Raw genomic sequence first — 24,519 nt, 5'->3', positions numbered from 1 at the left:
TTGTCAGGCGGCCCGGCGGGCCGGGTACGGCTTCAGGCGGTCGCCCGCGGCGATCGGGCGGCGTCACCGGCAGCGTCACCGGCTCGGCGTGGCCCCGCCCCGCGGCCCCGCGACGGAACCGATGATGATCGTTCCCCGGCTCGTCCCGTCGGCCACCCCTCCGTTTCCGGACAACCTCGGCAGGGGCGGGGCCCGGCCGGTGGGTTCAGTGGTGCCAGGCGTGGCCGCCCGTGTTGTGGATGAAGCGCTGGAGGACCTTGAGGGTGGTCAGGTACTCCGCGTCGGACACGCCCGCGTGCCGTTCCGCCCACAGCTCGTCCTGGAGGGCCGCCGCCTTCGCGTGGACGGCGTGGCCCTCGGGGGTGAGGGTGAGGCGGTCGTGCTCGTCCTGGGTGACCCAGCCGAGGGCGATGACGCGGTTGATCTCCTCGTCCATCGTGGTGGTGCCGGTGGCGAGGTAGTTCCGCAGCAGCCCGGCCACCTCACCCCGGGTCTTCGGGGTCTCGGCCCCCGCGACCTGCGCGAGCACCCACCACTGCGGCTGGGTGATGCCGATCCCCGAGAGGGCGACGCGGATACGGCCGACGACCGCGTCGTAGGCGGCCCAGCTCCAGTACCCGATGGGCTGCCGGATCAACTCGGCGTCGGGGTGCGAATACTCCATGGCCGTTCTCCCTCTCCGTCGTGAACAGCTCGGACAGGACCGACCGTAAAAACTCAAGCGGACTTGAGGTCAAGGACACCGCCGGGGTCAGGCGTCCCGCTTCTCCCGGTGGACGCGCCAACGCTCCATGATCCCCGCGATGTCGTTCTCGATGAACTCGAAGAACTCCAGCGTCTCGGCCAGACGCCGCCCCGCCGGGGTGTCCGGGCCCAGGGAGCGGACACCCTCACGGAAGGCGTCCTCCCAGCGCTTGATGATGGCCTCCCGGTTGGTGAGAGCCTCGTACCACTGGTCGCTGTGGACGCGGTAGCGCTCCCGCCGGGAACCAGGCTCGCGCTCGCGGGAGATCAGCCGGACCTGGGCGAGATAACGGACCGCGCCGGAGACCGCCGCCGGGCTGATGCGCAGCTGCTCACCGAGTTCCGCCGAGGTCAGCATCCCGGTGTCGGAGGCCAGCAGCGCGGCGAACACCCGCCCCGGCATCCGCGGCATCCCCGCCTCCACCAGCTGCGCCGCGAACCGCTCCACGAACCGCGACACGACCTCCGGGTCACGCCCCGGATCGCGCTCCGAATCACGCTCCGGGCCCCGCCCGCCCCCGCTCTCCACCCTCGCCTCCGTCATGTCTCCACCCTAGCCCTGATTTATACGATTCCTTAACTTCACAAATTTCTGAAAGAAGCGTACGTTCGCCTCCATGACGAAGGCAATCACGGCCTCCGGACTGAACAAGTCCTTCGGCCGTACCCCCGCCCTCACCGGCCTCGACCTCACCGTCGCCACCGGCGAGGTGCACGGCTTCCTCGGCCCCAACGGCGCGGGCAAGTCCACCACCATCCGCGTCCTGCTCGGCCTCCTGCGCGCCGACTCCGGCGCCGCCCAGGTCCTCGGCCACGACCCGTGGACCGACGCCGTCGAGATCCACCGCCGCATCGCCTACGTCCCCGGCGACGTGACCCTGTGGCGCAACCTCTCCGGCGGCGAGGTCATCGACCTCTACGGCAGACTCCGCGGCGGACTGGACGAGCGGCGCCGCGCGGAGCTGACCGAGCGGTTCGAGCTGGACCCCACCCGCAAGTGCCGTACCTACTCCAAGGGCAACCGGCAGAAGGTCGCCCTGGTCGCCGCGTTCGCCTCCGACGTGGACCTGCTGATCCTGGACGAGCCGACCTCGGGCCTGGACCCCCTGATGGAGGAGGTCTTCCAGTCCTGCGTGGCGAAGGAGCGGGACCGGGGCCGTACCGTCCTGCTCTCCTCCCACATCCTCAGCGAGGTGGAGACGCTGTGCGACCGGGTCTCCATCGTGCGCAAGGGCCGCACGGTGGAGACCGGTTCGCTGGCGGAGCTGCGCCATCTGACCCGGACCAGCGTCCGTGCGGAGCTGCGCGGCGACCCGGCCGGCCTCACCGGACTCCCCGGGGTGCACGACCTCGACGTCCAGGGCCACCGCGTCCACCTCCAGGTGGACACCGACCAGCTGGACGGCGTCCTGCGGGCGCTCACCGCCGTGGGGGTGCGGTCGCTGACCTCCACCCCGCCGACGCTGGAGGAGCTGTTCCTGCGGCACTACGAGGACGACCCGGCCGGGGTGGACCCCGGGGTGGAGGCGGGGGTGGGCTCGCGATGAGCGCCGTCACCCTCACCGGCACCACCCCCCTGCTCCGCTTCGCCCTGCGCCGCGACCGCGTCCAGATCCCCGTCTGGGCCGGGGTGAACGCCCTGATGGTCCTCTCCATGCCGGGCACCCTGCGGAGCCTGTACGCCACGGCCCCCGAACGCGCCGACCTGCGGCACCAGTTGACCGCCAACGCCGCGCTGCGCGCCCTCACCGGACCCCTCTTCCAGGACTCCGTGGGCGCGCTGACCGCCTGGCGCGCGGGCGTGTACGCCGGGCTGCTCGCCGCCGCGATGAGCCTCCTGATCGTCGTACGGCACACCCGGGACGAGGAGGAGAGCGGACGCGCGGAACTCGTCGCCTCGGCGGCGGTCGGGCGGCGCGCCCCCCTGACCGCCGCCCTGCTGGCGGCAGCGGTCGCGAACGGCGTCCTCGCGCTGCTGCTCGTCGTGGGCATGGCGTCGTACGGCCTCGCCGGTGCGGTGGCGCTCGCGCTGGGCGTCGCGGGGACCGGCCTGGTCTTCGCCGGGGTCGCCGCGGTGGCCGCCCAGCTCACCCAGAGCGCGCGGCTGGCGCGGGGGCTGACCTCGGCGGTCCTGGGCGCCGCCTTCGTGCTGCGCGCGGCCGGGGACTCCTCCCGCACGGACGGCTCGTCCCCGCTGACCTGGCTCTCCCCGCTGGGCTGGGCGGAGAACCTGCGGCCGTACGCCGGGGAACGGTGGTGGGTGCTGCTGCTGTTCACGGCCGCGGTCCTGCTGCTCGGCGCGCTGTCCTTCACCCTGGCCGCCCGCCGCGACCTCGGCATGAGCTTCCTGCCCACCCGGCCCGGTCCGGCCCGGGGCCGCCTGGGCAGCGCGGGCGCCCTCGCCTGGCGCCTCCAGCGGGGCGCCCTGCTCGGCTGGAGCACGGGCTTCCTCCTCGCGGGGGTGATCTACGGCGGCCTCACCCGGGGCGCGGCGGACATGATGGGCGACAACGCGGGCGTACGGCAGGTCCTGGAGCGGATGGGCGGGCGCTCGGGGGCCGAGGACGCGTTCCTGTCCGCCATGACCGGGATGCTGGGCCTGGTCGCCGCCCTCTACATCGTCTCGTCCGTCCTGCGCCTGTCCGCCGAGGAGTCCTCCGGCCGCGCCGAACCGGTCCTCGCGGGCGCGGTGAGCCGTCTGCGCTGGGCGGGCGGCCACCTGCTCCTGGCCTTCGGCGGCGCGACCCTGCTGATGCTGGTGGCCGCCCTGGGCTTCATGGCGGGCTACGGCGAACGCCCCGGGGCCCTGCTGGCCGCCTGCCTGATCCAGCTCCCCGCGATCTGGGTGCTGGGCGGCGTGACGGTCCTGCTCTACGGCCTGCTGCCCCGAGGCGCCGGGGCGGCCTGGGCGGTGGCCTCGGCGACCCTGCTCCTGGGCTGGGTGGGCCCGGCTCTCGACGCCCCCCAACTCCTCCTCGATCTCTCCCCCTACGCCCACCTGCCCCGGCTCCCCGGCGGACAGCTGGAGTGGCTGCCGGTGAGTGCGCTGGTCGGGCTGGCCGTGGTGCTGACGGGGGCGGGGCTGGCGGGGGTACGGCGGCGGGATCTGGCGGGGTGAGGGGGCGGGGCGCGGCGCGGTGACCGGGTGATCAGCCCGCGCCGGTCGCGTCCCTGGCGTCTTGCGTGGCCGCGTTCGCCGCCGTCCCCGTGGCCGCTTCCGTCGCCGCCCAGGACGCCAGCAGCCGTAGCGACTCCTCCGCCGGGGAGCCGGGTTCGGCGGTGTAGACGGTGAGGGTCAGGCCGGGCTCGGCGGTGAGTTCCAGACCCTCGTAGGCGAGGGTGAGATCGCCGACCGCTGGGTGGTGGAAGCGCTTCGTGCCCGTACCGTGGCGGCGGACGTCGTGGGCGCCCCAGCGGGTGCGGAACTCCTCGCTGCGGGTGGAGAGTTCACCGACGAGGTCGTGCAGGTCCTTGTCGTGGGGGTCGCGGCCCGCCTCCGTGCGCAGGATCGCGACCGAGATGTCGGCGAAGTGGTCCCAGTCCGGGTAGAAGCGCCGGGACGCGGGGTCCAGGAAGTTGAAACGGGCCAGGTTCGGGGGCTCGGGACCGGCGAAGAGACCGGCGTAGAAGGCGCGGGCCAGCGGGTTCGCGGCGAGCAGGTCCAGGCGGCCGTTCCGTACGAACGCCGGGCCCGCCGTGATCGCGTCCAGCGTCCACTGGAGGCTGCTCCTCGGGGCCCACTGGCGGGTCACCCGGCGCCGGGGGCGGGTCAGCGCGTCGGAGCCGTCGGCGGCCTGCGCCAGGTGCAGCAGGTGGGCGCGCTCGGCGTCGTCCAGCTGAAGGGCGCGGGCGACGGACTCCAGCACGGACGGGGAGACCCCCGCGAGGTTCCCGCGCTCCAGCTTCGCGTAGTACTCCACGCTCACATCCGCCAGCGCCGCGACCTCGCTGCGCCGCAGCCCGGGCACCCGCCGCCTGCTGCCCGTCGGCAGCCCCGCCCGCTCCGGGCTGATCTTCGCTCGCCGCGAGGTGAGGAACTCGCGGACCTCCGCACGGTTGTCCACGGCATCGACGGTACGTCGCGGGGGCGGGGGGAGGGATGTACTGCTGGTACACCCCTTGCCGGTGACTCGCTGCGGGGGCGGGAGGGGCGTTGTATGGGGGAGTGGCGGGGTGCGCGTCCCGTGGGGGGCGCGTCCCGTGGGGTGCGCGTCCCGTGGGGTGCGCGTCCCGCCGCCCCGTTCGTCTTTTCGTCTCTCGGCGGGCGAGCAAGGCGCTGTCGAGGCGGTGCCGCGCTGAAGCCGTGGCCTGCGCGGCCTCTTTCCCAGAAGCCCGGTTTCCGTGACCCCGCAGCCCGTGCAGCCCCCTCTGGAGGACCCCGTATGACCACCTACGCCCTCGTCGGCGCCGGCCCCGGACTGGGGCTGGCCACCGCCCGCCGCTTCGGTGCGGCCGGGTACGACGTCGCTCTCCTGGCCCGCGATGCCGACCGGCTCGACGCCCTCGTGGCCGAGCTGGCCGCCGACGGCGTCCGGGCCCGCGGCTACCCCGCCGACGTCCTCGACCCCGCCTCCCTCACCACGGCGCTACGACGCGCCGCCGACGAGCTGGGGCCGGTGGAGATCCTGCAGTACAGCCCCGTCCCCCGGGCCGACTTCATGAAGCCGGTCCTGGACACCACCGCCGCCGACCTCGACGCGCCGCTGGCCTTCTCGGTCAAGGGGCCGGTCACCTGCGTCCAGGCGGTCCTGCCCGGGATGCGGGAACTGGGACGCGGCACGCTGCTGTTCGTCAACGGCGGCAGCGCGGTACGGCCGCATGTCGAGCGGGCCGGGACCTCCGTCGCGTTCGCCGCCGAGAGCGCGTACGCCCGGCTGCTCCACGACGCCCTCGCCCCGGAGAACATCCACGCCGCCCAGCTCATCGTCCCGGGCGCGATCCGCCCGGACGCCGAGCACTCCAGCCCCGAGGCGCTGGCGGAACGGCTCTACGCCCTGCACCTCGGGCGGGAGGGGTTCCGGGAGTGGGCGGAACCGATGCCCGACTGAGCCCGCCCCACCGGCGTCCCGCCCTCGCGTGGCCCGGTGCTCACCCACCCGTTCACACCCTCTGGAGGAACACCATGGAATTCGTCGAGCGCACCGCCACCAGCAAGGCCCCCTTCGACTGGTTCACCGGGGACGTGTGGTGGGACGTGATCGTCGCGGGCGAGGCGCCGTCCCGGCTGCGGGCGAATCTGGTCCGGTTCTCGCCGGGCGCGCGGACCCACTGGCACTCCCACGCGGTGGGGCAGACCCTGCACGTGGTGTCGGGGGTGGCGCTGATCGGGACGCGGGACGGCGCGGTGTTCGAGGCGCGGGCCGGGGAGACGGTCGCCTGCCCGCCCGGTGAGGAGCACTGGCACGGGGCCGCCCCGGACCACTTCATGGAGCACATCGCGCTGTGGGAGGGGACGGGGGACGGGTCTCCGGAGACGGTGTGGGGCGAGGCGGTGCCGGAGGAGGTGTACGGCGGGGCGCGGCGGCGGTCGTAGACGCCGGGGCGCGCGTCAGGCGGGGGTGGCGGCGGCGCGGGGCGCGGGCGGGGTGAAGAAGTTGACGAGGTTGCCGTCGGGGTCGCGGAGGAGGAGGGAGCGGTTGCCCCAGGGCATGGTGGTGGGCTCGTTGACGAAGTCCGCCACGAAGGCGCGCAGGTCGGCGTACACGCTGTCCACGTCGTCCACGCGGAACTCGAGGATGACGCTGTGGTTGTCGGCCGGGCGGGCGGAGCCGGGCGCGAACAGGGGGACCGTGCGGGTGGAGCCAATCGCGAGGGTGGCCGAGGGGGTCCTCAGTTCCGCGAAGTCCTCGGTGGCCCAGGTGGCGGACACGCCGGTGGCGCGCTCGTAGAAGCGGACGAGGCGGGGGACGTCGTCGGTGATGACGCGGGTGGAGACGAACACGGGGGTTCTCCTGTGCGGTAGGGGCTGGTCACCGGGTGACTTGGTGGTCCGGTGGCCCGGTGACCTGGTGGCTTCGTTCTCGCACGCTACGGCCGATACCGGACGGAACCCGCCCGGTATCCACGGGAGAATTCCGGCCATGCCCCGACCCCTCGCCCGCGTCCTCACCCTCCTGGAGCTGCTGCAGTCGGGCGGCACCCGGACCGTCCCCGAACTCGCGGGCCGCCTGGGCGTCGACGAACGCACCGTACGGCGCTACGCGCACCAGCTCGCCGACCTCGGCATCCCCGTGGAGTCGGTGCGCGGCCGTTACGGCGGCTACCGGCTCGGCCCCGGCTACCGCATGCCGCCGCTGATGCTGAACGACGACGAAGCGCTGGCCGTGCTGCTCGGTCTGGCGGCCGACGCGGCGAGCGACAGGGCGGGCGACACGGCGGCCGATGCGGCGAGCGACAGGGCGAGCGACACCGCGCGGGAGACGGCGAGGGAGACGGCGGCGGCCAAGATCCGCCGGGTCCTCCCCCACCACCTGCGCCGCAAGCTGGACGCCGTACTCGGCTCCCTCGCCTTCACGGAACCGCCCGCCAAGACGGCCCCCGCCCCGGACCCCGCGATCCTCCTCCCGCTCGCCGACGCGGTGCACCATCACCACCCGGTCGCGATCCGCTACACCGCCGCCGACGGCCACCGCACCGAACGCACCCTGCACCCGTACGGAGTCGTGGCCCACGCGGGCCACTGGTACGTCACAGCGGCGGACCTTCTCTCCAACGCGGACCGCACCTTCCGCCTGGACCGCATCACCGACGCCCGCCCCCTGCCCGGAACCTTCACCCCACCCCCCGGCATCGACCCGGCCGAACGCGTCCTGACCTCCCTCGCCACCGCCCCCCACCGCCACCAGGTGTCCCTCCGCATCCAGGCACCCCCCGCCCGCATCCACCCCCACCTACCCCCCGGCCTGGCAACGGTGACCCCACCCCCACCCGGCGACACCTGGTCCCACGTCACCCTCCACGTCACCCACCTCACCTGGCTCCCCGCCACCCTCGCCGCCCTGAACCACCCGTTCACGATCGAAAGCCCAGCCGAACTCCGCACGCTGGTAGAGGAGTTCGCGACGCGCCTCATGGAATCCGCCCGCCGCGTCTAATTGCCGTGCGCCCACGCCGAGCGGTGGATATAAAAGCGGACGGCCGGGCGGGCGTTCCGGGAGGAGCCCCGCCGTCTCGAACACGTCAGGGTGGGGATCGAACGTGTCGCTGGGGAGAATACGCAGATGGATCACCGTGGCCGTCACGGCCGCCGCGCTCGGCACGGGGGGAGTCACCACCGCGCACGCCGCTGACCCACCGCAGGTCACCTACGCGTCGAGCGTGTCGGACGACCTCGGGACCTTGCAGATCCAGGCCCGCTCCGGGGCCGACATCACGAGCATCACGGCGCACCTGATCTCGTACGCCTCGGACACCGAGGTCGCCGAGGTCGCCGAGGTCGGGACCAAGGACTTCCGGCTCTTCTCCGGCACCGCCAAGGACGGCAACTGGCGTACCAGGAAGCCGTTGCGCCTGCCCGAGCTCGGCTCGTACCGCATCGACGTGGAGGTGACGGACGCCGACGGCGGCCATGTGCTGAGCCGGTCCGCGGGGAACCTCGCCTACTACGTCGCCGCGCGGTTCGGCACGCTCGGCGTCGACCGCACCGCCATCGACCGGGATCACCGTGACGTGCGGGTCGAGGGGACGCTGTACGGGCGCTGGCCGACCCGCCAGGTGAAGCCGCTCGCCGCCCGCCAGGTCGCGATCAATGTCGACTACTGGACGCAGACCACGGTGACCACCGACGCGCGGGGGCACTTCACCGCCTCGGTACGGCTCGNCGCCGCCGCGCCCGTCCAGGCCGTGTTCAGCATGGACGGTGGCACGCCGCCGGTGCTGTACGGAGAGTCGGAGCCGGTCGACATCGGCGTCGACCAGACTCCCACCCGCATCACGTCCACGGTGAGCGCGACCGACGTCGACTTCGGTCAGCCGGTCACGCTGCGCGTCAAGGCCGAGCAGAAGACCGCCGACGGCTGGGTGCCGCTGGCCGGGCGCTCCGGGGGCGTGCTGTTCGGGCCCGACGACGCGCAGACCGACCTCGTGGGCCGCTTCACCACCGCCGACGACGGCACCTTCACGATGGAGTACACCCCCTGGCAGGGCGGCTACTTCCGGACCGCGCTGGACACCGGCGACGACCCGTTCCTCCAGGCCGGGACCGGGAACAGCGACGTCGTCCATGTGCACCGGGGAGCGAAGTTCACGGCCTTCACGGCCACCCGTTCCGAGGCGGGACAGGTCCATGCCGAGGGGCTCATCGACTTCCCCGACGGGTGGACGCCCGCCACGATCCAGGTCCACCTCCAGCACTCGTCCGACGGCGTGAACTGGTCGACGCTCACCACGGTCGAGGCCCGCTGGGGCGGCGACGGCAACGATTTCGCCGCGGACCTCGATGAGAGCGGGGCGGGTTATTACCGTGCCGTCTTCGACGCCGACGACACCTTCCAGTCGGCCACGTCGGAGACGGTCTTCGTACCGGCGGCCGGCTAGCACCTGCCCTCGGGGCGGGCGCGGACGGTCAGCGGGGCATGCGCCGGCTCAAGTGCGCCGCCTTCTCCCGCAGGGACGCCGCCCAGGCGTCCGGTTCCGGGGGCAGCGACATCCCCGTGCTCGCCCCGACCTGTATGTCACTGCGCGCACCCTGCGGGCGGGCCGCCAACTCCGCCCAGTTCAGGGCGATTCCGGCGCGTTCGGCCAGGACCAGCACCGTCGCGGTGAAGCCTTCGGACAGGGTGAGGATGATGGCGTGGCTGGTGTGGCGGTGGCGGGTGAGGAGGGCGTGGACGAAGGGGGTGAAGAGGGAGGGGTCGAGCTGGGACTCGTCGCTGTGCATGGGGCCGATGCCGGACGGCAGGCCCAACTCCGCTTCGAAAAGCTCCACTTGTTGGCAGAACAGCCGCGCCGCCCCGTTGGACGGGTTCCACAGGGTCTCGTCGCCGAGGAGGAAGTCCTGGCTCATCCGGTGAACCCCCGGAGGTACAGCCGGAACCGGGTCGGGTCCTCCGCCTCGTAGCAGACCTCCTGGCCCCAGTGGGCGGTGAGCCGCTGGGCGACCGCGATCAGGCGGCGGCGGTCCTCCGGGGTGTGGGCGGGGTAGCGGGTCCAGCCGTGGGCGGAGATCTGGTGGCCGAGTTCGCTGAACAGGAGGTTGCGGTAACGGAGTTCTTCTTCCTCGGTCAGCGGCGTGACGCCGTCCTCGGCGGGTCGTATCTCGACGTGGTGGAGATCTCGGGTCATGGCACACGCTCGCACTCTGCTCGGGGACGCTCCGCGCAGGGTATCCGGGCGCTCGCTCAGCCCGGCGTCACCAGCCGCGCCTCGTACGCGAACACCGCCGCCTGGGTCCGGTCCCGCAGCCCCAACTTGACCAGGATCCGGCTGACATGGGTCTTCACCGTGGACTCCGCGACGATCAGCCGCGCGGCGATCTCCGCGTTGGACAGGCCCTGCGCGATGAGGACCAGCACCTCCGTCTCGCGTTCGGTGAGTTCGCCGTAGGCCGCGTGGGCGGAGGGCATGAGGCGGGGGGTGTCGGAGAGGCGGGAGAACTCGTGGATCAGGCGGCGGGTGACGGAGGGGGCCAGCAGGGCCTCCCCCGACGCCACCACCGCGACCGCGTCCGCGAGCTGCCGCGCCGAGGCGTCCTTCAGCAGGAAGCCGGAGGCGCCCGCGCGCAGCGCCTGGTACACGTACTCGTCCAGGTCGAACGTGGTCAGCACCAGCACCTTCGCCGCCGCGTCCGCCGCGACGATCTCCCGGGTCGCCTCGATGCCGTTCAGCTCCGGCATGCGGATGTCCATCAGGACGACGTCCGGGGCGAGTTCACGTACCCGCGCGACCGCCTCGCGCCCGTTGACCGCCTCGCCGACCACCTCGATGTCCGGCATCGCGTTCAGCAGGACGGAGAAGCCCTCGCGCACCATCATCTGGTCGTCGGCGATCACCACCCGGATCGTCATGTCCGGCCCTCGAACAGCTCGCTGTCGGTGCCCGGCGCCGGGACCGGCAGGAACACGGTGACCTCGTAACCCCCGTCGTCCGTCGGGCCGTCGGTCATCTCGCCGTTCAGCATGGTCACCCGCTCCCGCATGCCGGTGATGCCGTGCCCGGCGCCCGGCGAGGGCTTGATCAGACTCGGCGCGGGCGGCGGCCCGTTGACCACGCGGACGCCCAACCCGCCGAGCACGTACGCGATTTCGACGCGTGCCGTCGCCCCCGGCGCGTGCCGCAGCGTGTTGCTGAGCGCTTCCTGCACGATCCGGTACGCCGACAGCTCGACGCCCTGCGGGAGTTCACGTACCGCGCCGGTCACCGTCTTGCCGACCTCCAGGCCGGTCTCCCGCACGTTGGCGAGCAGGGTGTCCAGGTCGGCGAGGGTGGGCTGCGGGGCGTCCGGAGCCTCGTAGTCCTCCGCGCGGACGACACCGAGCACCCGGCGCAGCTCGGTCAGCGCCGCCACCGCGTTCTCCCGGATGGTGGCGAACGCCTGCTCCAGCTCCGGCGGCGGGTTCTCCACCCGGTACGGCGCGGCCTCCGCCTGGATGGCGACCACCGACATGTGGTGGGCCACCACATCGTGCAGCTCACGCGCGATGGTCGAGCGCTCCTCCAGCAGGGTGCGCCGCGAGCGTTCGTGCGCGGTCGCCGTCTGCTGCGCGCTCACCTCCTGGCGGGCCTGGCGGTGGGTGTGCCGGACGGTGACGGCCAGCAGGATCAGCGCGGACAGGAACAGCATCGGCGCGACGTCGGAGGACTCGTGCCAGGCGAAGCCGTTCTCCGCGAGGAAGCCGTACAGCGCGGTGATCGCCCACATCCACGCGGCGGTGCGCGGCCGGGTGCGTATCGCGACGACCGTGAGCACGGTCAGATGGGACAGGAAGCTGCCCGGCAGCCACGGCCAGACGCCCCAGTAGCCGTCCATGGCGACCGCGGTCACCGTCGTCGCCAGCAGCGACAGCCAGAAGGCCGCCACCGGACGCGCCAGGGTGAGCAGCACCGGCGCGAGCGCCAGCAGCGCGCACAGCAGGGCGCCCACGCCGCCGTAGGTGCGGGACAGCGACACCAGCGCCGCGAGACCGCCGAGGGCCCCGACGGCGATGTGCGGCGCCCACCCCGCGTACTCCTTCAGCCGCCCGGGCAGCATCCGCCCCACCGGACCGTCCACGGCCGCACGCGGCATCGGCCGGTACGCCAGGACCTCCCGGAACAAATCCTCCCGCAACCCCCGCAACGCCCCCGCGGCAAGCCGGAACTCGGGGCTACGGGCTCTGTCCTCGGCCTGCGGGGGCGGCGTCTGCGTGTGCGTCGTCGTCTCGGTCACGTGAGAGACGGTAGGCGGGGGCGGGGGGTGCGGTCGTCCCCTCGCAGAGGGGTTTCCAGGGGTCCGCCTCAGGTACTACACGCCGCCCTCACTGACGCCGGAGCAGTTTCGCGACCTCCGGTGGCAGCGCCTTTCTCGCGTCGACGGCGACGAGAAGGACGCCCCCGGGCGCGTCCTCCAGCGTGATGGCGATGCGGGGGTCCACCCCCTTCACCGCGTACGCGGTCCTCGGCTCCGGCGTCTCCGGACCGTCCCCGTCGCTCGGGGTGTCGTCGCAGGGCGGGAGGACGGCGGGGCCCAGCTTCTCCCCGACCTCGAACTCGGCGTGGGGAAGGCCCGCGTACTGCCGCCCGTCGTACGCGACGCGGTACGCGCAGTCCGCCGCCGCGCCCCCGCCGTTCGAGGAGGGCGCCCCCGCGCAGGACGCGCACAGCGCCACGACGACTGCCGCCAGGAACGCCCTTCGGTACTGCCTCATCCGTGCCACCCCTCCGCCGGTCCGCTCGGTCACGCTCGCTCGGTCACGCTCCTCAGACGACGGAGACCTCCAGTTCGTTCAGGCCGCGCAGGACGAACCCCGGTTTGCGGTGCGGTTCCGACGCCAGGGTGAGGGTGGGGGCCTGTTCGAGGAGGGCCCGCATGGAAGTGGTCAGCTCCAGGCGGGCGAGGGGGGCGCCGATGCAGTAGTGGATGCCCGCGCTGAAGGAGATGTGGGGGTTGTCGCGGCGGGTGAGGTCCAGGTCGGCGGGGGTGTCGAAGACGGCCGGGTCGTGGTTGGCGGAGCCGAAGAGAAGGGCGAGCTCGGCGCCGCGCGGGATACGGGTGCCGTCGATCTCGATGTCGTCCAGGACCCAGCGTTCGAAGAGCTGGAGCGGGGTGTCGTAGCGCAGCAGCTCCTCCACGGCGGACGGGATCAGGGTGTGGTCGGCGCGGAGGGCGGCCAGCTGGGCGGGGTGGCGGAAGAGGGCGAGCCAGCCGTTGGCGGTGGCGTTGACGGTCGCCTCGTGGCCCGCGTTGAGGAGGAGGACGGCGGTGGAGACCAGCTCCTGCTCGGTGAGGCGGTCGCCCTCGTCGTGGGCGGCGATCAGCGCGGAGATCAGATCGTCGCGGGGGTCGGCACGGCGGGCCGCGATCAGCCCCCGCAGATACCCCGAGAACTCCTCCGACGCCCGCACCGCCCGCGCGGCCACCTCCGGCGCCGGGTTCAGCTCGTACATCCCGCAGATGTCCGCCGACCACGGCCTGAGCGGCCCCCGCTCCCCCTCCGGAATCCCCAGCATCTCCGCGATCACCGCGACGGGCAGCGGCTCGGCCACCTCGGCGACGAGATCCCCGCCCCCCTCCGCGACGAGCCGCCCCACCAACTCCCCGGCCAGCCCCTCCACATACCCCCGCAACCGCTCCACGGTCCGCGGCGTGAACGCCTTCGCCACCAGCCGCCGGATCCGCGTGTGGTCCGGCGGCTCCAGGTCCAGCATCCCGTGATCGTTGAGCGTGTGAAACGGCTCATGCTCCGGCGGGGGCGGCGTCCTCCCGAACTCCTCGTGCGCATACCGATGTTGATACGTCCGCCCCAGCCGCCGGTCCCTGAGCAGCGCGGACACGTCCGCGTGGTGCGGCACGAGCCACTGATCCGTCGGCTCATACCTGATCACCCGCCCCCGCGCCCGGAGTTCGTCGTAGGCGGGGTACGGGTCGGCGAGGAAGCCGGGGGAGGCGGGGTCGAAGGTCGCTGACATGGGGGGACGCTAGCCCGTGCGCGGCGGCGACGGTAGATATGGCCCCGCTCCCGGGGTGACAGGTGTCATCCCCAGGAGGTGTCCCCGGGCACTGCCCCGGCGGAGGGCCGTCTTCCTAGACTCGCCGCATGTTCACATCCCGCAAACCCGGACGGGACGACTCCTGGGAAGGCGTCGTCACCGACAAGTCCCGAGGCATGCTCGACGGCTCGAACATGTATCACTTCGTCCAACTCCGGCTCAGTGACGGCGAGTCGAAGAAGGTCAGGATTCGCCGTCGGCTCTGGAAAGAGGTCACGGTCGGCGACCGGCTGGTCAAGCGGCCGGGTGCGGACCCGGTCAAGGAGTAGCGGGGCGCCCGGGCGCGCTTGATCATCCGCTGGCGTTCACGGTCTCATCACTCCGGGCGGGCCACAGGGGCCGCTGCCGGTGAGAGGGGTGTCGTGGCGAAGAAGGCGTTGGGGAAGAAGGGGCTCCGGTGGATGGCGCGGGGGTTCATCGCGTTCGGGGTGCTGTTCCTCGGGATCGGGGCGGCGGTGGCGGGGGTCTCCGTCTCGTATCTGGCGAGTGCCGAGCGGGCGCAGGGCACGGTGGTGGCGCTGGAGTGGCGGGACGGCCACTCCAGCGGGGTGTCGCGGCACCGGCGGAGCAGTGGCCCCTCGGCGTACCCGGTGGTCGCGTTCACCACGAAGGACGGTGAGCGGCGGACGTTCCGAAGCGACGCGGGGTCGAACCCGCCCGCGTACGAGGAGGGAGAGCGGGTCGAGATCCTTTACCGCGCGGACTCGCCCGAGGACGCGAGGATCAACGGCTTCCTCTCCCTGTGGCTGCTGCCGCTGATATTCGGCGGCATCGGCGCGCTGTTCGCGGGGTTCGGCACGGTGTTCGCCCTCCTGCTGCGGAAGCAGGCCCGGAGCATGCCCAGTTGAGCTGCCAGCGAGGCACGCCACCGCCTCACCAAGCGAGTTGGGCGATCTCCTCCGCCACCACCGCGCACGCGTCCGCCGCCGGGTCGATCAGCGGGAAGTGGCCGACGTCCTCCAGGAGCGTGAGGCCGACGACCTCGCCCGCCTTGGCCGCCGCGTCGGCGTACGCCTCGGAGACCGGTTCGGGGACATCGAGGTCGGTACGGCCCTGGACCAGGGTGGTGGCGATGCCGGTGGGGAGGAGGAGGGAGGGGTCGGCGTGCGGGAGGCGGTCGGTGAACAGATCGGCACCGCCGAGGAGTTGGATCGCCGCGTTGCCGCAGACCTCCAGTTTCGCCGCGAGGGTGAAGTCCGCGATCGGGGCGAGGGCCACCACACCGCGCAGCGGGGCGGGCTGGTCCGTGCGCCAGGGCGAGTCGGCGGGCAGGACGTGCCGCGCCGCCGCCCACAGGGCCAGGTGACCCCCCGCCGAGTGACCGGTCAGGACCGTACGGCGGGTGTCCGCCTGCGGCAGCGCCTCACGGGCCAGTACGGGGAGCGCGTCGAGAGCGGCGGCCACGTCGTCGAAGGTCTCCGGCCAGCGGCCCGCCTCGTCGCCGTCGCTGCCCGCGCCGTCGCCGTCCGCCGAACTCCCGCGCCGGTACTCCACGTTGGCCACCGCGAACCCCCGCCGGGCCAGATAGTCCGCGAACGGGGTGATGTGACGGCGGTCGTAGCGGGCGCGCCAGGCACCGCCGTGCAGGACGACGACCAGCGGCGCCGACAGCGGCTCGGCCGCCCGCGTCCGGGGCGCGTAGAAGTCGATCACCTGGTCGGAGTGGTCCCCGTACGCGGCCGTGGCATCCGGCTCGACCGGCGCGTGCGAGAACGCCGACTCCTCCTCGGCGGCGGCGCGGGCTGCGGCGACGTCGTCCGGCATGTCCAACCTCTCAGCGAAGGAACGGGATTCGGGGATCGGGTACGGCCACCCGACAGGTGCGGCCACCCCTCGGGGTCACGGCCACCCACCCCGCCGTTGGCCGGACGGTACCAGGCCGGACACATGCCCCGACATGCGGATGTGACGCAGGGTCACCTAATGGGAGCACCTGCCGGTTTTGTACCTCCGCGCGAGTCCGGGAGCCGCCCCGCGAGCGACCCCCGGACCCCGCCGGACTACGTCAGCGCCCCCGCCAGCACCCGTGCCGCCCGCTCCGTCTCCGCGAAGCCCACGTACAGCGGGGTGAAGCCGAAGCGCAGCACATCAGGGTGGCGGAAGTCGCCCACCACGCCCCGCTCGATCAGCCGGTCCATGACCTCGGCCGCGTCCGGGCAGCGCAGCGCGATCTGGCTGCCCCGCTCCTCGTGCCGCAGCGGGGTGACGCACTCGAGCCGACCCGGCTCCGTGTACTCCGTGACGCAGCGCAGGAAGAAGTCCGTCAGCGCGAGCGACTTGGCGCGCACGGCCTCCACCGCGACCCCGTCCCACACGTCGAGCGCCGCGTCCAGCGCCAGCATGGAGAGGATGTCCGGCGTCCCGACCCGCCCGCGCACCGCACCCGGCGCGGCCCGGTACTCCGCGCTCATCCCGAACGGCTCCGCGTGCGAGTTCCAGCCCGGCAGCGGGGAGTCGAAGCGGGGCTGGAGGTCGCGGCGGACGTAGAGGTACGCCGGTGAACCCGGGCCGCCGTTCAGGTACTTGTAGGTGCAGCCGACCGCCAGGTCCACCCCGTGCGCGTCCAGACCGACCGGCAGCGCGCCCGCGCTGTGGCACAGGTCCCAGACGACCAGGGCACCGGCCTCATGGACCGCCGCCGTCAGCGCGGGCAGGTCGTGGAGACGGCCCGTGCGGTAGTCGACGTGGTTCAGCAGGACCGCCGCCGTACGGGGGCCGAGCGCGGCCGGGATCTCCGCCGGGGTGAGCGCGCGGAGCGTGCGGCCGGTCATGCGGGCGGCCGACTCGGCGATGTAGCCGTCGGTGGGGAAGGTCGTCGCGTCGACCAGGATCTCGTCGCGGTCGTCCCCGGCCATCCGGACGGCGGCCACAAGTGCCTTGAAGACGTTGACACTTGTCGAGTCGCCCACGACAACTTGCCCTGGACCCGCGCCGATCAGCGGGGCGATCCGGTCACCGATCCGCTCCGGCGCCGTCCACCAGCCCGACTCCTCCCAGGAGCGGATGCGCAGTTCGCCCCACTGGCGGCACAGCACGTCCCGCATCCGGTCGGGGACGTGCGCGGGCAGCGCGCCCAGCGAGTTGCCGTCCAGATAGACCACGTCGTCCAGGGTGAACTTCCCTCGCAGCGCGGCCAGTTCGTCGGCGGCGTCCAACTTCTCCGCCAGCAGCGCCAGTTCGCTCGACTCAGACATACGACCTCGCCGTCCACAGCTCGGGGAACACGGTGTTCCGGGCCCGCTTCTCCAGCCACGCCACCCCGGCCGAACCGCCGGTGCCCGCCTTGGCGCCCATCGCGCGGCGGGTGGCCACCAGGTGGTCGTTGCGCCAGCGCCAGACCAGCTCGGCCACGTTCGTCAGCGCCTCGCCCAGGCGGGCGACCTCGGCGTCCGGGTCGCCGGAGTACACCGCCGTCCAGGCCGCCTCCACCTCCGGCGCGGGCTCGTACCGCTTGGACACGTCCCGGTGCAGCACCGAGGCGGGGATGTCGTGGCCCCGGCGCGCGAGGAGCCGTACCGCCTCGTCGTACAGGCTCGGCTCGTGCAGCGCCTTCTCCAGCTCCGCGTGCACGCGCGGGGTGCCCCGGTGCGGGACGAGCATCGAGGCCGACTTGTCCCCGAGCAGGAACTCCATCCGGCGGTACATCGCGGACTGGAACCCGGAGCCCTCGCCGAGCGCGGAGCGGTACGAGTTGAACTGGGCCGGGGTCAGCTGCGCCAGCGGGCGCCAGGACGCGTTCAGCGCCTCCAGCTCGCGCACGGAACGCTTCAGTGCGGCCGTCGCCGTCGGCACGTCGTCCGAGCGGAGCGCCTTCGCGGCGGTCTCCCACTCGTGCGTGATCACCGTGAACCACAGCTCCATCACCTGGGTCGTCACCAGGAAGACCATCTCGCCGGGGTCGTCGGAGAGGGTGTGCTGGAGGTGGGTGAGCACGTCGGCCCGCACGTAGTCCTCGTACGGCGTCGTGCCCGCGAAATCGAGATGCGGGGTCTCGGGCTCAGCGGCCTCTTCGGGGGCCTGGGAAGGGGGGTGAGCCTGGTGGGACATCGCTGTCTCCTGTCGAACTACGGGTAGCGGTCCGCCCCTGCCGATGCCGGCACGGGGGCCCCGGTCCCCAGCTCGAATCCTGCGCAATCCCTCCGGATACGGCAAGAGCTGCCTCCCCCACCAGCCACCCCACGAGCCCCGCCCGTCACCGCACACTCATTCCCTTGCCGCACGTGATCACCTATCGTCGCGGCGGGGATCACGGGGAACGAACGGCTACGGGGAACGCGGGGGGACGCGATGCTGCACGCGCGCATGTGGATGGCGGGGCCGGGGGGCGGTACGGCAGGGCCGGGCGATACGGCGGGACCGGGCAGCGCGGCAAGGCCAGGCGATACGGCAGGGCCGGGCGGCACGGCGGGACCGGGCAGTACGGCAACGCCAGGCGGCACGGGGGGACCGGACAGCGGGACGGCAAGGCCAGGCGGCACGACAGGGTTCGGCGGCACGGCAATGCCGGGCGGCACCGCACGATCCGGCAGCACAACAGGGCCCGGCGGCACGACAGGACCCAGCCGCACCGCAGGACCCGGCCGCTCCGTCCCCCGCACCGGCCGATGACCTCCCCCGGTACGCGCCGGATACCGCTCTGGCTCGTCCCCATGCTGTGGACGACCGCCCTCGGCCTGTGGGGTCTGCCCCGGCGGCACAGCCTGTGGCGCGACGAGGCCGCGACCTGGCAGGTGGCCCTGCGCGACACCGCCGACATCTGGCACATGCTCGGCCAGGTCGACGCCGTGCACGGCCTTGTACTACCTCCTGATGCACGCCCTCTTCACCTGCTTCGGCCCCGGCACCACGACCCTGAGACTGCCGTCCGTCCTGGCGATGGCGGTGGCGGCGGCCTGCGTGACGGCCATCGGCACGCGGCTCGCCGACCGGTGGGCGGGCCTGGCCGCCGGGCTGGCACTCGGCCTGCTCCCGGCGGTGCAGTCCTACCTCCAGGAGGGCCGCCCGTACGCCCTGGTCACCGCCGGTGCGGGCCTGTCCACCCTGCTCCTGGTGACCCAGCTGACCGACCGCCCCCGTACGACCCGCTGGGTGCTCTACGGCACCACGCTCCTCCTCTGCGCCCTCCTCAACTGGCTCTCCCTCCTCACCCTCCCCGCCCACGCCCTCACGCTGGCCCTCTCCCGAGCGGACCGCGCCACATGGCTCCGCTGGTCGACAGCCTCTGCCGCCGCCGCAGCGGCCACGGCACCCCTGATCCTCTTCAGCCGCCACCAGTCCACCCAGATCTCCTGGATCCCACCCCTGACCTGGCACATGCTGATCGGCCCGGCGGTGCTGGTGGCAGTAGGCGGACTGGCAGCCCTGGCGGACCGGTTCGGCAGAGAACGGGGTGGTGCGGGGCGAGCTGGTACGGAGGTACCTCGCGTGGTGCGCCCTCTCACTGAGCAGCCGACCGGTGAGCTGCCCGGCGCGGACCAGCCTCACATGGGGCGACCCCACCCGGAACAGGCGGGCGAGGGGCTGCCGGGCGGGAGCCCGCTCCACGTGACGCACCTGCGCACGGGGCAGCCGAGCGAAGGACCGCCCGACGCGGACCAGCCCCAGGCAGGACGCCCTCGCGCGGAACAGCCCGGTGCGGGGCACGCGGAGGAAGCTCGCACGGGACGGCCCGGCGCGCGGCTGCCTGCCGATGGGCGGCCGGGCGCGGACCGGCCTCGCGTGGTGCGACCGCGTACGGAGCAGACAGCCGAGGGAATGCCTGCGAACCAGCCCCAGGCAGGGGGCTTCCGCACCAAGCAGGCTGAGGCGGGACGCGTGGAAAAGCCTTCCGCGGGACAGCCTGGTGGTGGGCCCCTTGGCGTGGAGCAGCCGCACGTGGGGCGTCCGGGTGCGGAACAGCCGGGTGTAGCTGGCGACGAGCTTCCGGCCGCTGACCGGTCCCACGCGGAGCACCTTCGTGCGGGGCAGCGGGGCCACCGGCCCCTTTCCCTTGCCGCCGTCGGTCTCCCCCTCCTCGCCGTCCCGCAGGTCGGGCTCGTGTTTCTCTCGTTGGTCAAGCCGTTGTTTCTGGACCGGTATGTGCTGTTCAGCCAGTTGGGGCTCGCGGTGCTGGTCGGGGCCGGGCTCGGGGTGGGGGTGCGGGTGGTGCGGCCACGATTTCCCGGGGCCGCGCCGTTCGTCGTCCCCGTCGTCCTGGCCGTCGCCGTCGCGGCGCTGCTGCCGTACTCCCTCGCCAAGCGGGCCCCCGCCAGCCGGGTGGACGACGTGTTCGCGGTGGCCGGGCGGGTGGAGCGGTGGAAGCGGGACGGGAACGCGGTGCTGTTCGTACCGGCCGCCCGGCGTGACACGGCGCTGGTGTCTCCGGGGGCCTTCGCCGGGCTGCGGGACATCGCGCTCGCGCAGGGGCCCGTGGAGTCCGGCACGCTGAAGGGGGTGGAGGCGGCCCCCGGGCGGATACGGGACGCGATGCTGCGGGAGCGGCGGATACTGCTGGTCTCGGACGCCCCGGAGGTCGCGCGGCCGGTGGCGGGAGGCCGGGACCGGGCGAAACGGGACGTGCTGGAGCGGTACTTCACGCCGGTCGCGGACGAATGGGTACGCGGGCGCCGGGTGACGGTCTACGAGCGGTCGGCGTGACCCCGGGAGAGCCCGGGAAGGAGACCCAGGGCGCCGCTCCCCCAACGGTCCACGAGCAGCCCGAGCGCCCCCCGGAAAAGAAAACCCCGGGCACCCCTCCCCCAAGATCCACCAGCAGCCCGAGCGCCCCCGTAGGGAAACTCGGCGCCCCCACCCCCAGTGGCAGACTGCACCCATGACGACGCACAAGAACCTGCTCGGCGGCCCGGAGCCGACTCACCTTCCGGAGAACGAGGACGCGTACCGGCTGCTGGCCGAGGACTCGCTCGCTCCGGCCGAGGTCGTGGCGAAGTACCCGACCTTCTCCCTGGCCTGGGCCATGCTCGCCGACGACGCCTTCGAGGCGGGCCGCGTGGTCGAGTCGTACGCCTACGCCCGTACGGGTTACCACCGCGGCCTCGACCAGCTGCGCCGCGCGGGCTGGAAGGGCCACGGCCCCATCCCGTGGAGCCACCGCCCCAACCGCGGTTTCCTGCGCTGCCTGGCCGCCCTCACCCGCGCCGCCGACTCCATCGGCGAGAAGGACGAGGCGGAGCGCTGCCGCCAGTTCCTGCGGGACAGCAGCGAGGAGGCGTACGAGGAGCTGATGCGGTAACCGCCCCGGCGTACCGGCGGCCAGGCGCCAGGGGGCTCACCCCGCCCCCGGTGCCGGGCCCCCTCCGCCGCCCGCCCGGCCCCACCGCTCACGCACGGCGACCAGCTTCCGCTCCAGCTCGACGTCCTCCCACCGGTTGGTGAACGTCCCGGGCACCATCAGCGACCGCCCCCGCACCCGGACGACCCGCAGATACCACCAGGTGCCGCTCCGCACCGTCCGCGCCCGCTTCTCGACACCGGCGACCTCGGACCACGGGATCGAGCGGCGGCTGACGAAGGTGCGGAACTCGATCCCGGTGCCGGAAACGAGCGCCCGGCCGTAGGTGCGGTCGACCATGTCGAACACCGCGACCAGGCCGAACACCCCGACGCCCCCGGTCCACCACCACCGCTCCGGCCCCCGCTCGGCCAGCCCCACGGCCACCGTCCCACCGGCCGCGATCAGCGCCACGGCGCCGGTGCGCCACCAGTTCCGCCGCCGCGCGGCGGCGCTGAGACCGATCCATACGTCCGGCATGTACATGATGCTAGCGACCCCCGGTGCCGCTCAGCCCTTCCCCGCGGCCCGCCCCGTCTCCAGCGGCGGAGCCGTCAGGTTCCCATGCGTCCGGCATTCCGGGTGCGGGCAGTCCGGGGTCGGGCGGCGGCGTACCAGCGTGAAGGCGAGGATCGAGCCGAGGACCAGTACGCCCGCGCAGATCGGCATCGCGCGGTCGAAGGAGCGGTTGAAGGCGGGGGCGGAGCGGTACGCGTCCGGGCCCATCCCGGTGAGCAGCGGAAGCGCGGCGACCGCGATCAGCCCCGCCGCCCGCGCCGCCGCGTTGTTGATGCCGCTGGCCACGCCCGCGCGGGCGGTGTCCACGGAGGCGAGGACGGTCGCGGTCAGCGGGGCCACCAGGGTGACCATGCCCGCGCCCATCACCAGCAGCGCGGGCAGCACGTCGGTCAGATAGTTCGCGTGCGGACCCACCCGCACCATCATCAGCATCGCCACCGCGCACAACAGCGGCCCCACCGTCAGCGGCAGCCGGGGCCCGATCCTGTCGGCCAGCGCGCCCGAGCGGGACGAGAACAGCAGCATGAGGACGGTCGTCGGCAGCAGGGCCGTACCCGCCTCGAGCGGCGAGTACCCCGCGACCACCTGCAGCTGGAGCGCGGTTAGGAAGAAGAAGCCGCCGAACGCCGCGTACACGCACAGCGTGACGACGTTGACCGCCGTGAACTGCCGCGAGGAGAAGATGTCCAGCGGCAGCATCGGATCGGCCCGGTGCTTCTCGACGTACACGAACGCCACCGCAGCCGCCACGCCCGCGACCGCGCTCACCACCACGCCCACGGACGCCGAGCGCGCCTCGATCAGGGCGTACGTCAGCAGCGCGAGCGCCAGCGCGCCGAGGACCGCGCCGAGCACGTCGAAACGGCCGGGCGGCGCCCCCTCGCCGGAGGTCGCCGCGTCCGACTCCGGTACGTGCCGCAGCGCCACGGGGACACACACCAGCGCGAGCGGGACGTTCAGCAGGAACACCCAGCGCCAGCCGGGACCGTCCACCAGCCAGCCGCCCAGGAACGGCCCCACCGCCGCGCCCACCCCGCCGAACCCCGACCACAGACCGACCGCGCGGCTGCGGTCGTCGGGGTGGAAGGACGCCTGGATCAGCGCGAGCGAGCCGGGGGTGAGCAGCGCGCCGCCGATGCCCTGGAGGGCGCGGGCGCCGATCAGTACGGCCGGGTCCGGCGCGAGCCCGCACAGCAGCGAGGCCGCCGCGAACCACACCACGCCGATCATGAACACCTTGCGGCGGCCGTACCGGTCGCCCAGCGAGCCGCCGAGCAGGATCAGCCCGGCCAGGGTGAGCATGTACGCGTTGACCGTCCACTGGAGCGCGGCGAGACTCGCGTCCAGGTCACGGCCGATACGCGGCAGCGCGACATTGACGACGGTCGAGTCCAGCAGGGCCATGCTGGAGCCGAGCACAGTGGTGAACAGGATCCATCTGCCCTGGGGCGAGGCCAGCCGGACATCGGGCATACCCCACATATACCGCAGACCCACATGTGCCGACACGCCATGGAGCCGGCCCACATGTGCGAGCCCACCATGGACGCGGCCCACCTATGTGAAGGACCCGGCGCCCACCGAAGGGCCCCGGGTCCACCACACACAACCAACCCCGCAGGGCTACTTCATCTTGTTGCCCGCCGACCGCAGGTTCTTCGCCGCCACCACGACACGCGCGGCCATCGACGCCTCGGCCAGCTTGCCCCAGGTGCGCGGGTCGTACGCCTTCTTGTCGCCGACCTCGCCGTCGATCTTCAGGACGCCGTCGTAGTGCGAGAACATGTGGCCCGCGACCGGACGGGTGAACGCGTACTGCGTGTCCGTGTCGATGTTCATCTTCACGACGCCGTTCTCCAGCGCGGTCAGGATCTCCTCCTCCGAGGAGCCCGAGCCGCCGTGGAAGACGAAGTCGAACGGGGACTGCTTGCCGAACTTGGCGGCCACGCCGTCGTTCAGCTCCTTCAGCAGCTCGGGGCGGAGCACGACGTTGCCCGGCTTGTAGACGCCGTGCACGTTGCCGAAGGAGGCGGCCAGCAGGTAGCGGCCCTTCTCGCCCAGGCCCAGCGCCTCGACGGTGCGGATCGCGTCGTCCACCGTGGTGTAGAGGGAGTCGTTGATCTCGTGCGAGACACCGTCCTCCTCGCCACCGGTCGGGGTGATCTCCACCTCGAGGATGATGTTGGCGCGGCGGGCCTGCTCAAGCAGCTCCTGGGCGATCTCCAGGTTGTCCGCCAGGGTCTCGGCCGAGCCGTCCCACATGTGCGACTGGAACAGCGGGTTGCGGCCCGCCTTCACGCGCTCCTCGGACAGCGCGAGCAGCGGACGCACGTAACCGTCCAGCTTGTCCTTGGGACAGTGGTCGGTGTGCAGCGCGATGTTGACCGGGTACTTCTCGGCGAGGATGTGCGCGTACTCCGCGAGCGCGACCGCGCCGGTCACCATGTCCTTGCTGTACTGGCCGCCGAGGAACTCCGCGCCGCCGGTCGAGATCTGGACGATGCCGTCGCTCTCCGCCTCGGCGAAGCCGCGCAGCGCCGCGTTCAGGGTCTGGCTGGAGGTGACGTTGATGGCCGGGTAGGCGAACTTGCCTGCCTTCGCCCGGTCGAGCATCTCGTTGTAGACCTCGGGGGTTGCGATGGGCATCTGTCCGCTCCTCGTGTTGCGGGTGGGCGTTCTGCGTGGCGGCCCTGAACTTGGACCCAGGGGGCGACGACGTCAGCGTCGTGCCCATCTTTCCAGACATGGCCCGGCGGGCGGCCTGGCGGGCGAGGCCAGGAAAAGTCCACGCCGTGGCGGGC

Annotated in this window: 26 protein-coding genes; 10 read left to right on the top strand and 16 right to left on the bottom strand. The window is 72.9% G+C overall.

Annotation, left to right across the window (positions count from 1 at the left end; genetic code table 11):
• Positions 1-205 precede the first annotated feature (205 nt).
• Together B079_RS0121305 and B079_RS0121300 are read right to left on the bottom strand one after the other, a co-directional pair.
• The gene (locus tag B079_RS0121305; RefSeq protein ID WP_018547865.1) at positions 206-664 is read right to left on the bottom strand and encodes a MarR family winged helix-turn-helix transcriptional regulator; all 459 of its coding nucleotides are present in this window, start codon (positions 662-664) and stop codon (positions 206-208) included.
• An 87-nt stretch (positions 665-751) separates the two neighbouring features.
• Positions 752-1,288, bottom strand: coding sequence for a GbsR/MarR family transcriptional regulator (locus B079_RS0121300; protein WP_018547864.1), 537 nt, complete (start codon positions 1,286-1,288; stop codon positions 752-754).
• Positions 1,289-1,361: 73 nt separating this feature from the next.
• Between B079_RS0121300 and B079_RS0121295 the strand changes: the two genes are divergently transcribed.
• Both B079_RS0121295 and B079_RS0121290 read left to right on the top strand, forming a co-directional pair.
• Positions 1,362-2,291, top strand: coding sequence for an ABC transporter ATP-binding protein (locus tag B079_RS0121295; RefSeq protein ID WP_018547863.1), 930 nt, complete (start codon positions 1,362-1,364; stop codon positions 2,289-2,291).
• Positions 2,288-3,862, top strand: a complete 1,575-nt coding sequence (locus tag B079_RS0121290; protein WP_018547862.1) for an ABC transporter permease — start codon at positions 2,288-2,290, stop codon at positions 3,860-3,862. The genes B079_RS0121295 and B079_RS0121290 overlap by 4 nt, the downstream gene beginning before the upstream one ends.
• 31 nt (positions 3,863-3,893) lie before the next feature.
• On the opposite strand, the gene B079_RS0121285 is transcribed toward B079_RS0121290, so the two are convergent.
• Positions 3,894-4,808 (bottom strand): helix-turn-helix transcriptional regulator, encoded by a 915-nt coding sequence (locus B079_RS0121285; protein WP_018547861.1) that lies wholly within the window; start codon positions 4,806-4,808, stop codon positions 3,894-3,896.
• Between the two features lie 318 nt (positions 4,809-5,126).
• Here B079_RS0121285 and B079_RS0121280 point away from each other — a divergent pair, with 318 nt between their 5' ends.
• Positions 5,127-5,792 (top strand): SDR family NAD(P)-dependent oxidoreductase, encoded by a 666-nt coding sequence (locus B079_RS0121280; protein WP_018547860.1) that lies wholly within the window; start codon positions 5,127-5,129, stop codon positions 5,790-5,792.
• 74 nt (positions 5,793-5,866) lie between these two features.
• Positions 5,867-6,277, top strand: a complete 411-nt coding sequence (locus B079_RS0121275) for a cupin domain-containing protein (protein ID WP_018547859.1) — start codon at positions 5,867-5,869, stop codon at positions 6,275-6,277.
• A 15-nt stretch (positions 6,278-6,292) separates the two neighbouring features.
• Here B079_RS0121275 and B079_RS0121270 read toward each other — a convergent pair whose 3' ends face one another.
• Positions 6,293-6,685, bottom strand: a complete 393-nt coding sequence (locus B079_RS0121270) for a VOC family protein (protein WP_018547858.1) — start codon at positions 6,683-6,685, stop codon at positions 6,293-6,295.
• A 139-nt stretch (positions 6,686-6,824) separates the two neighbouring features.
• Here B079_RS0121270 and B079_RS0121265 point away from each other — a divergent pair, with 139 nt between their 5' ends.
• Positions 6,825-7,838, top strand: a complete 1,014-nt coding sequence (locus B079_RS0121265; RefSeq protein ID WP_018547857.1) for a helix-turn-helix transcriptional regulator — start codon at positions 6,825-6,827, stop codon at positions 7,836-7,838.
• Between the two features lie 136 nt (positions 7,839-7,974).
• Positions 7,975-9,279 carry a hypothetical protein gene (locus B079_RS0121260; RefSeq protein WP_018547856.1) on the top strand — a complete coding sequence of 435 codons (1,305 nt, stop codon included), beginning with the start codon at positions 7,975-7,977 and terminating at the stop codon, positions 9,277-9,279.
• Positions 9,280-9,307: 28 nt separating this feature from the next.
• On the opposite strand, the gene B079_RS0121255 is transcribed toward B079_RS0121260, so the two are convergent.
• The 6 genes from B079_RS0121255 to B079_RS0121230 all read right to left on the bottom strand — a co-directional run bounded on the left by B079_RS0121255 (position 9,308) and on the right by B079_RS0121230 (position 13,848).
• Positions 9,308-9,748: a DUF6086 family protein gene (locus tag B079_RS0121255; RefSeq protein ID WP_018547855.1), complete on the bottom strand. Its 441-nt coding sequence runs from the start codon at positions 9,746-9,748 to the stop codon at positions 9,308-9,310.
• Positions 9,745-10,026 carry a hypothetical protein gene (locus B079_RS0121250; protein ID WP_018547854.1) on the bottom strand — a complete coding sequence of 94 codons (282 nt, stop codon included), beginning with the start codon at positions 10,024-10,026 and terminating at the stop codon, positions 9,745-9,747. The genes B079_RS0121255 and B079_RS0121250 overlap by 4 nt, the downstream gene beginning before the upstream one ends.
• A 56-nt stretch (positions 10,027-10,082) precedes the next feature.
• On the bottom strand, positions 10,083-10,748 hold the full coding sequence (locus tag B079_RS0121245; RefSeq protein WP_018547853.1) for a response regulator: 666 nt from the start codon (positions 10,746-10,748) through the stop codon (positions 10,083-10,085).
• On the bottom strand, positions 10,745-12,109 hold the full coding sequence (locus B079_RS32510) for a sensor histidine kinase (RefSeq protein ID WP_037801718.1): 1,365 nt from the start codon (positions 12,107-12,109) through the stop codon (positions 10,745-10,747). Before B079_RS32510 ends, B079_RS0121245 begins: the two co-directional genes overlap by 4 nt.
• A gap of 88 nt (positions 12,110-12,197) precedes the next feature.
• Positions 12,198-12,587 (bottom strand): DUF6281 family protein, encoded by a 390-nt coding sequence (locus B079_RS32505; protein ID WP_018547851.1) that lies wholly within the window; start codon positions 12,585-12,587, stop codon positions 12,198-12,200.
• A 52-nt stretch (positions 12,588-12,639) separates the two neighbouring features.
• Positions 12,640-13,848, bottom strand: a complete 1,209-nt coding sequence (locus B079_RS0121230; RefSeq protein ID WP_018547850.1) for a cytochrome P450 — start codon at positions 13,846-13,848, stop codon at positions 12,640-12,642.
• Positions 13,849-13,976: 128 nt separating this feature from the next.
• Between B079_RS0121230 and B079_RS0121225 the strand changes: the two genes are divergently transcribed.
• Together B079_RS0121225 and B079_RS32500 are read left to right on the top strand one after the other, a co-directional pair.
• Entirely contained in the window at positions 13,977-14,198 is a 222-nt protein-coding gene (locus B079_RS0121225; protein ID WP_018547849.1) for a DUF7489 domain-containing protein, read from the top strand.
• 132 nt (positions 14,199-14,330) lie between these two features.
• Positions 14,331-14,777: a DUF3592 domain-containing protein gene (locus B079_RS32500; protein WP_051095249.1), complete on the top strand. Its 447-nt coding sequence runs from the start codon at positions 14,331-14,333 to the stop codon at positions 14,775-14,777.
• Between the two features lie 25 nt (positions 14,778-14,802).
• Here B079_RS32500 and B079_RS0121215 read toward each other — a convergent pair whose 3' ends face one another.
• The 3 genes from B079_RS0121215 to B079_RS0121205 all read right to left on the bottom strand — a co-directional run bounded on the left by B079_RS0121215 (position 14,803) and on the right by B079_RS0121205 (position 17,976).
• The gene (locus B079_RS0121215) at positions 14,803-15,693 is read right to left on the bottom strand and encodes an alpha/beta hydrolase (protein WP_018547847.1); all 891 of its coding nucleotides are present in this window, start codon (positions 15,691-15,693) and stop codon (positions 14,803-14,805) included.
• A 236-nt stretch (positions 15,694-15,929) separates the two neighbouring features.
• On the bottom strand, positions 15,930-17,123 hold the full coding sequence (gene kynU / locus B079_RS0121210) for a kynureninase (protein ID WP_018547846.1): 1,194 nt from the start codon (positions 17,121-17,123) through the stop codon (positions 15,930-15,932).
• Positions 17,116-17,976, bottom strand: coding sequence for a tryptophan 2,3-dioxygenase family protein (locus B079_RS0121205; protein WP_018547845.1), 861 nt, complete (start codon positions 17,974-17,976; stop codon positions 17,116-17,118). The genes kynU and B079_RS0121205 overlap by 8 nt, the downstream gene beginning before the upstream one ends.
• Positions 17,977-18,738: 762 nt before the next feature.
• On the opposite strand from B079_RS0121205, the gene B079_RS35980 reads away from it, so the two are divergent.
• Both B079_RS35980 and B079_RS0121195 read left to right on the top strand, forming a co-directional pair.
• A complete protein-coding gene (locus B079_RS35980; protein ID WP_234016834.1) occupies positions 18,739-20,565 on the top strand; it encodes a glycosyltransferase family 39 protein in 1,827 nt (608 codons plus the stop codon).
• A 175-nt stretch (positions 20,566-20,740) separates the two neighbouring features.
• A complete protein-coding gene (locus tag B079_RS0121195; RefSeq protein WP_018547843.1) occupies positions 20,741-21,160 on the top strand; it encodes a DUF3151 domain-containing protein in 420 nt (139 codons plus the stop codon).
• A 36-nt stretch (positions 21,161-21,196) separates the two neighbouring features.
• Here the strand turns inward: B079_RS0121195 and B079_RS0121190 are convergent, their stop codons facing one another.
• The 3 genes from B079_RS0121190 to fbaA all read right to left on the bottom strand — a co-directional run bounded on the left by B079_RS0121190 (position 21,197) and on the right by fbaA (position 24,364).
• Positions 21,197-21,679 carry a hypothetical protein gene (locus B079_RS0121190; RefSeq protein WP_026248913.1) on the bottom strand — a complete coding sequence of 161 codons (483 nt, stop codon included), beginning with the start codon at positions 21,677-21,679 and terminating at the stop codon, positions 21,197-21,199.
• A 30-nt stretch (positions 21,680-21,709) separates the two neighbouring features.
• Positions 21,710-23,191, bottom strand: coding sequence for an MFS transporter (locus B079_RS0121185; RefSeq protein ID WP_018547841.1), 1,482 nt, complete (start codon positions 23,189-23,191; stop codon positions 21,710-21,712).
• Between the two features lie 150 nt (positions 23,192-23,341).
• A complete protein-coding gene (gene fbaA / locus B079_RS0121180; RefSeq protein WP_018547840.1) occupies positions 23,342-24,364 on the bottom strand; it encodes a class II fructose-bisphosphate aldolase in 1,023 nt (340 codons plus the stop codon).
• Positions 24,365-24,519 lie beyond the last annotated feature (155 nt).

Origin of the sequence: Streptomyces sp. LaPpAH-108, from assembly GCF_000373625.1 — a bacterium.
In the GTDB taxonomy this organism is placed as follows: domain Bacteria; phylum Actinomycetota; class Actinomycetes; order Streptomycetales; family Streptomycetaceae; genus Streptomyces.
The sequence above is the reverse complement of the archived record's forward strand: the minus strand, read 5'-3'. Positions and strand labels throughout refer to the sequence as shown.

Bases quoted from the DNA above. Each gene is read 5' to 3' on its own strand.
- B079_RS0121265 (WP_018547857.1), top strand. From the start codon at position 6,825: ATGCCCCGACCCCTCGCCCGCGTCCTCACCCTCCTGGAGCTGCTGCAG.
- B079_RS0121230 (WP_018547850.1), bottom strand. From the start codon at position 13,848: ATGTCAGCGACCTTCGACCCCGCCTCCCCCGGCTTCCTCGCCGACCCG.
- B079_RS0121300 (WP_018547864.1), bottom strand. From the start codon at position 1,288: ATGACGGAGGCGAGGGTGGAGAGCGGGGGCGGGCGGGGCCCGGAGCGT.
- B079_RS0121295 (WP_018547863.1), top strand. From the start codon at position 1,362: ATGACGAAGGCAATCACGGCCTCCGGACTGAACAAGTCCTTCGGCCGT.
- B079_RS0121255 (WP_018547855.1), bottom strand. From the start codon at position 9,748: ATGAGCCAGGACTTCCTCCTCGGCGACGAGACCCTGTGGAACCCGTCC.
- B079_RS0121305 (WP_018547865.1), bottom strand. From the start codon at position 664: ATGGAGTATTCGCACCCCGACGCCGAGTTGATCCGGCAGCCCATCGGG.
- B079_RS0121280 (WP_018547860.1), top strand. From the start codon at position 5,127: ATGACCACCTACGCCCTCGTCGGCGCCGGCCCCGGACTGGGGCTGGCC.
- B079_RS0121290 (WP_018547862.1), top strand. From the start codon at position 2,288: ATGAGCGCCGTCACCCTCACCGGCACCACCCCCCTGCTCCGCTTCGCC.
- B079_RS0121245 (WP_018547853.1), bottom strand. From the start codon at position 10,748: ATGACGATCCGGGTGGTGATCGCCGACGACCAGATGATGGTGCGCGAG.
- B079_RS0121195 (WP_018547843.1), top strand. From the start codon at position 20,741: ATGACGACGCACAAGAACCTGCTCGGCGGCCCGGAGCCGACTCACCTT.
- kynU (WP_018547846.1), bottom strand. From the start codon at position 17,123: ATGTCTGAGTCGAGCGAACTGGCGCTGCTGGCGGAGAAGTTGGACGCC.
- B079_RS0121225 (WP_018547849.1), top strand. From the start codon at position 13,977: ATGTTCACATCCCGCAAACCCGGACGGGACGACTCCTGGGAAGGCGTC.
- B079_RS0121275 (WP_018547859.1), top strand. From the start codon at position 5,867: ATGGAATTCGTCGAGCGCACCGCCACCAGCAAGGCCCCCTTCGACTGG.
- B079_RS32500 (WP_051095249.1), top strand. From the start codon at position 14,331: ATGGCGCGGGGGTTCATCGCGTTCGGGGTGCTGTTCCTCGGGATCGGG.
- B079_RS0121190 (WP_026248913.1), bottom strand. From the start codon at position 21,679: ATGCCGGACGTATGGATCGGTCTCAGCGCCGCCGCGCGGCGGCGGAAC.
- B079_RS0121205 (WP_018547845.1), bottom strand. From the start codon at position 17,976: ATGTCCCACCAGGCTCACCCCCCTTCCCAGGCCCCCGAAGAGGCCGCT.
- B079_RS0121215 (WP_018547847.1), bottom strand. From the start codon at position 15,693: ATGCCGGACGACGTCGCCGCAGCCCGCGCCGCCGCCGAGGAGGAGTCG.
- B079_RS35980 (WP_234016834.1), top strand. From the start codon at position 18,739: ATGCACGCCCTCTTCACCTGCTTCGGCCCCGGCACCACGACCCTGAGA.
- fbaA (WP_018547840.1), bottom strand. From the start codon at position 24,364: ATGCCCATCGCAACCCCCGAGGTCTACAACGAGATGCTCGACCGGGCG.
- B079_RS32505 (WP_018547851.1), bottom strand. From the start codon at position 12,587: ATGAGGCAGTACCGAAGGGCGTTCCTGGCGGCAGTCGTCGTGGCGCTG.
- B079_RS0121250 (WP_018547854.1), bottom strand. From the start codon at position 10,026: ATGACCCGAGATCTCCACCACGTCGAGATACGACCCGCCGAGGACGGC.
- B079_RS0121185 (WP_018547841.1), bottom strand. From the start codon at position 23,191: ATGCCCGATGTCCGGCTGGCCTCGCCCCAGGGCAGATGGATCCTGTTC.